The sequence below is a fragment of the Photobacterium lucens genome (assembly GCF_009873615.1).
In the GTDB taxonomy this organism is placed as follows: Bacteria; Pseudomonadota; Gammaproteobacteria; order Enterobacterales; family Vibrionaceae; genus Photobacterium; species Photobacterium lucens.
Map to the genome: position 1 here is coordinate 1 of NZ_SSMG01000325.1, position 4,037 is coordinate 4,037.

General features: G+C 39.5%; 4 protein-coding genes and 1 pseudogene. All 5 read left to right on the forward strand.

Annotated features, from left to right (window positions below):
• Positions 1-217 precede the first annotated feature (217 nt).
• Positions 218-958, forward strand: a complete 741-nt coding sequence (locus E5A76_RS14000; protein ID WP_187695645.1) for an amino acid ABC transporter ATP-binding protein — start codon at positions 218-220, stop codon at positions 956-958.
• Between the two features lie 7 nt (positions 959-965).
• Complete coding sequence (locus tag E5A76_RS14005; RefSeq protein ID WP_161119293.1) at positions 966-1,784, forward strand: amino acid ABC transporter permease; 819 nt, start codon at positions 966-968, stop codon at positions 1,782-1,784.
• Positions 1,785-1,812: 28 nt separating this feature from the next.
• Positions 1,813-2,625 (forward strand): transporter substrate-binding domain-containing protein, encoded by an 813-nt coding sequence (locus E5A76_RS14010; protein WP_161119294.1) that lies wholly within the window; start codon positions 1,813-1,815, stop codon positions 2,623-2,625.
• A gap of 5 nt (positions 2,626-2,630) precedes the next feature.
• Entirely contained in the window at positions 2,631-3,566 is a 936-nt protein-coding gene (locus tag E5A76_RS14015) for an amino acid ABC transporter permease (RefSeq protein WP_161119295.1), read from the forward strand.
• 247 nt (positions 3,567-3,813) lie between these two features.
• Positions 3,814-4,037, forward strand: a pseudogene (locus E5A76_RS14020) (EAL domain-containing protein); the annotation flags it as partial.

A 4,037-nucleotide genomic window follows, 5' to 3' on the forward strand; every position in this document is an offset into this window, starting at 1 on the left:
ATGTTATACCAACCTCTCATTTTGAGAAAAGAGTGAGTAATATTCATTCACATAATCCACACTTATCAAACTAAATGATGACTTATCAGCATTTAAGGTTCATTGTTATATAATATTGAAATAATTATTAATTTTAATCGGTTAAAGCTATTGCTGTAATAGGTTGGTCTTTCCTTCATATTATGAAAAGCTATTAATTTATCAGTTGAGGTACGTCTTGTTGGCTAAAGACGAAATAATAACATTTAACCATGTGAATAAATGGTATGGCGATTTCCACGCATTAAAAGACATTAATCTCACCATACACAAAGGTGAACGCTTAGTGATCTGTGGCCCTTCAGGCTCTGGTAAATCAACCTTAATTCGCTGTATTAATGGCCTTGAGCACTACGACTCAGGGGAAATCACTGTTACCGGAAAAACACTCGAACCAAAAAGCCTGAAAACCATTCGTGGTAAGGTCGGAATGGTGTTTCAGCATTTTAATCTTTTCCCTCATATGACGGTATTAGACAACCTGACCCTAGCCCCTCGTCGTGCGTTAGGTATGTCCAAAGCAGAAGCTGAAACCTTAGCAAGGCAATATCTTGAACGGGTTCATATTGCGCATCAAGCCGATAAGTTTCCCGGTCAGCTCTCTGGTGGTCAGCAGCAGCGTGTCGCAATTGCTCGTTCATTATGTATGAAGCCAGATATTCTTTTGTTCGATGAGCCAACCTCTGCGCTCGATCCTGAAATGATCCATGAAGTGCTCGATGTCATGAAAGAGTTAGCAAATGAAGGTATCACCATGATCTGCGTCACCCATGAAATGGGGTTCGCGCGTAAAGTGGCTGATCGCGTTGTCTTTATGGATGAGGGTGAGATTGTAGAAATTGCACCACCAGCAAAACTCTTTGATGCACCAGAGCAACAACGCACCCAAAGCTTTTTAACCAAAATTCTGAGCTACTGAGGCGGTTATGACAACGAAACCTCAGTCAATATCACCGATGTGGAAAATCTTAAAGCCTGTTATTAGTGGGCTGTTGCAAATCAGCGTGATCGCTTTTGCCATTATGTGGTTACTCAATAGTGGTGCAGATGCCATGAACTACCATTGGCAATGGTATCGTGTTCCACAGTATCTTTTCTTTAAAGAAGATGGTGAATGGTTTTCAGCCGAGCTTATTGATGGCTTACTGATCACATTAAAGATCTCAGCAATTAGTCTGATTTTTACTGTGATTTTTGGCCTAATCACCGCTTTGCTGCGTGTTTCACATTCTGCAGTTGGACGTGGATTAGCCCGTGGTTATATAGAGTTAATTCGTAACACGCCATTATTAGTCCAAATCTATCTACTCTATTTTGTCTTTGGTCCCATGCTGGGACTAGAGCGATTTACCACCGCCGTTTTAGCCTTATCTTTATTTCAAGGCGCTTACACCGCTGAAATCTTCCGTGCAGGTTTGATCAATATTCCTAAGGGACAATTTGAAGCAGCTGAAAGTCTAGGATTAAGCAAAATGGATAGTTATCGCTACATCATTTTGCCGCAAATGCTGCGTCGGATCTTACCGCCATTAACCAATGAAGCTGTTTCACTGGTAAAAAACTCTTCGATTGTCAGCATTATGGCGATCTTCGATTTAACCACTCAAGGTCGAGACATCGTTGCTGATACAGCAATGCCATTTGAAATTTGGTTCACAATAGCCGCAATGTATTTATGCATCACTTTACTGCTATCTGCACTGGCTACATTACTCGAACATAAATTAGCAACACCAACACATTAACTATTTTTAACGATATGGAGACAGAAAGATGAAGCGAATATTTGCAGTTTTACTTACTGCATTCACTCTTTTGTTCAGTGTAAACCATGCGTTTGCCGCCGAGAAAGGCACATTAGAGCAAATAAAGGAACGCGGTACTTTACGTGTTGGATTATCCACTTTTGTCCCTTGGGCTATGCGTGATAAGCAAGGCGAATTAATCGGCTTTGAAGTCGATGTCGCTAAGCGTGTAGCAAAAGATGCTGGCGTTAAAGTGGAGTTTATTCCAACAGCGTGGGACGGTATTATCCCTGCCCTATTAGCGGGCAAATTTGACGTTATCATCGGTGGCATGTCTATTACTCCACAACGTAATCTGAGTGTTCTTTTTACCACTCCTTATTCACACTCAGGTATTCAACTTGCGGCAAGTAAAGAGCTTGCTGGCGATAAGATCACTATTGCTGATTACAACAAACGCAGTGTGACATTAGCAGTTCGTCGTGGGGCGGTAACAGTTCAAACAGCGAAGAAATACTTCCCTAAGGCTAAACTTCGTCAATTCGATGATGAATCACAAGCATTCCAAGAAGTATTAAATGGCAATGCACAAGCAGTACTGGCTTCTACACCCAAACCTGAGCAAATGGCACTGCAATATAAAGATAAGCTATTTATTCCTTTCAAAGAGCGTCTAAGCCAAGGTTCAGAAGGTTTTGCTATTCGCCAAGGAGATTTCAATTTATTGAATTTCTTCAATAACTGGATCTTGCTTCGAACCCAAGATGGTTGGCTACAAGAGCGTTATGACTACTGGTTCACGACCGTAGATTGGCAAAGCCAAGTGGCAGAAGGTCAATAATCATTATGTCTTCTTGCTCAACAGCAAAGAAAACGTCTTCGCAGCCGACTAATAATCGTTCGGCTGCAAGATTTTCTTTACCACAGTTCAAATTGCTCGATTACGTCTTACTAGCAATTGTAGGATGCTTTTTAGGCTGGCTATATTATCGTTCATCCATTGGCATTAATTACCATTGGCAATGGCACAAAGCTTTTGATTTAGTTTTTACACCGGGTCGAAATGGCGAGCTACCCTATTTCTTTCAAGGTGTGATCAGCACTATTCGCCTTAGTTTATGGGGCATGGTTTTTGCTGCAGTGTTTGGTTTATTCCTTGCACTTGGTCGTCGTTCTTCACTAGTATTCTTCCGTGTGCCGGCTAATGCATATATTCAGCTTGTACGTAATATTCCACCTTTAGTCTTTGTTTTTATTTTCTATTTCTTTATTTCTAGTCAATTAGTACCACTGCTTGGCTTAGATGATTTATTCCGTAATTATCACGGCCATGAAAACCGATTACAGTATTTCCTCTTTGGGGACGCACAATTATGGGAAAACCTATTTTCAGGCATTTTATGTATCGGGCTAATAGCCGCAGCCTATATTGCTGAAGTGATACGTTCTGGCATTGATGCTATTGCGAAAGGACAATGGGAAGCGGCAGACTCTCTGGGGCTATCAAAATGGGATCGTTTTCGTTATGTGATCTTTCCACAAGCGATAGCTGGTATTGTTCCAGCCCTTGCCGGACAGTTTATTTCGATCGTGAAAGATTCATCCATTATTTCACTGATCTCAATCCAAGAAATGACTTTTGTTGGCAGTGAAATAGCCAACTCTTCAGGATTGATTTTTGAAATATGGCTGTTAGTTGGCGCGGTATACCTTGTACTTTGTCTTTCCTTATCTCTGTTATTTAGCCAATTAGAAAAACGTAGCTTACGTCACCTTTCCTAATCAAATTTATCAGTTGGTTTATCCCGTTTATAAATCAACTGATATTTTATTAAACAACCAAAAAATTTAGATATTCGACCAAATCGTTATTGTTAAGTAAAAAATCAGGCTTATTCCTTTTTAAAATACACCGTTCATGTCAAAATATTGACATGACTTATTTGATCAGTCTTAGCATAGCTCCTTAACCTCTATAGGCCTATATGATCATATAAACACACTCATGCATTGTATGTGGACTCAATAAATGTTTTTAAATTCTAAATACTTTCAGTACCAACCCATTTTCTATAAAAACAAAGAAGTGGCATACGAAGCATTACTACGTCTACCAGATAAAAATGTTAATATTGAAAACTTTGTGCAAACCTTTGTTAATAAGGGTTATTTCGATTCAAATGTAATTAATCATGTACTAGCAGATATTAAAGATAATAATAAACAGATTTACGTTAGCATTAACATATCATC

What these genes read in the sequence shown, in the direction of transcription:
- E5A76_RS14005 (WP_161119293.1), top strand. Translation starts at nt 966, where the DNA reads ATGACAACGAAACCTCAGTCAATATCACCGATGTGGAAAATCTTAAAG.
- E5A76_RS14010 (WP_161119294.1), top strand. Translation starts at nt 1,813, where the DNA reads ATGAAGCGAATATTTGCAGTTTTACTTACTGCATTCACTCTTTTGTTC.
- E5A76_RS14015 (WP_161119295.1), top strand. Translation starts at nt 2,631, where the DNA reads ATGTCTTCTTGCTCAACAGCAAAGAAAACGTCTTCGCAGCCGACTAAT.